At 42.5% G+C, this 1,324-nt stretch carries 1 protein-coding gene and 1 pseudogene; one reads left to right on the top strand and one right to left on the bottom strand.

Annotation, left to right across the window (positions count from 1 at the left end; translation table 11 throughout):
- Window positions 1-781: hypothetical protein (locus tag A3762_RS27845; RefSeq protein WP_197469427.1), on the top strand; the 781-nt coding region annotated here is incomplete at its 5' end.
- A 78-nt stretch (window positions 782-859) separates the two neighbouring features.
- Here the strand turns inward: A3762_RS27845 and A3762_RS19945 are convergent.
- Window positions 860-1,324, bottom strand: a pseudogene (locus tag A3762_RS19945) (DNA recombination/repair protein RecA); the annotation flags it as partial.

Raw genomic sequence — 1,324 nt, 5'->3', positions numbered from 1 at the left:
ACTGGTTGAGTTAGAGGCATCAAAATGGCAACCCGAAGACTGGAAAGACCTACAAAAAGAAATGAAAGAGCTAGTGCTTCTGATTGAGGATGATCGAATTAAGAAAGCTCTGAAGCTTGAACCAAGTGTTCGCAAAAGCATGTATGAGCTAGAGATTAATACTCTACTCGTGTCGAGTTTGAATCAAGCACGAAAAACACTCGATCGTGCAGAAAAAGCTGAAGCCGAAAATTATTCCCCTTACTATTTTAACCAAGCTCAGGCACTCATCGCCGACACGGAAATATACATTCGTGGTAACTACCGTGACCGACGCGGTATCGCATACAGAGCTCAAAAGGCAGATACCGAAGCGCTTCATGCATACAAAACCGCACTTGATAGTAAACGCTTAGTTGAATTCGATGAATCTGACACAGAAGACTATTTTATAGCTCTAAAACAAAAGCTTTTCGCTTTATCAAACGAAATAACAGAAACACCAATTATTCCCGCCACCATTGATGAACTCATTGAGCTATTGGTCAGTAATGCCAAACTTGCAGCAAGCCAAGTGCCTGAACAAGAAACAGACTTCAACATTGATGATACACAAAGCGATGACGATGAATCGATTGAAGTACTAGAAGTGCTGGATAGTCTGTATTTAGACGACAGTCCAGGTGACACTCCATGGTCAGAATCCAGTATTGATGACGACGAAGCACAGAACTCATTCGACGACTATTCGAGCGAAGGAAGCGTAGAGCAAGCGTTTGATGAGGTAGAGTTTGTAGAATAAAAAATGCCCGCTCGAAAGCGGGCTGCACATTAGCAATACAACTAGTCTTAGCAAAACACTAAGACGGAGGGGGGATTTTTAAACTTCCAGTTCTAATTCTTTAGGCTCGCCATCGCCTTTTTCGTCGATCTTAGGCATGAACTTATCACGAATCTTCTGCTCAATTTCATTTGCGATTTCAGGGTTCTCTTCTAAGAATTTAGCAGCATTCGCCTTGCCCTGACCTATTTTGTCGCCATTGTATGCATACCAAGCACCTGATTTATCGACCAAGCCTTCTTTCACACCTAGGTCGATCACCTCGCCCATATGATAAATACCTTTACCATACATAATCTGGAACTCAGCCTGTCTAAACGGTGGGGACACCTTATTTTTCACTACCTTCACACGGGTTTCATTACCCACGATTTCGTCGCCTTGTTTAACGGCCCCAGTTCGACGAATGTCCAAACGAACAGAAGAATAGAATTTAAGTGCATTACCACCTGTTGTTGTTTCAGGGTTACCAAACATCACACCAATCTTCATTCGAATTTGGTT

Source organism: Oleiphilus sp. HI0125 (genome assembly GCF_001635355.1).
Note: the sequence above shows the minus strand (reverse complement) of the source record. Positions and strands in the feature narration are given on the sequence as shown.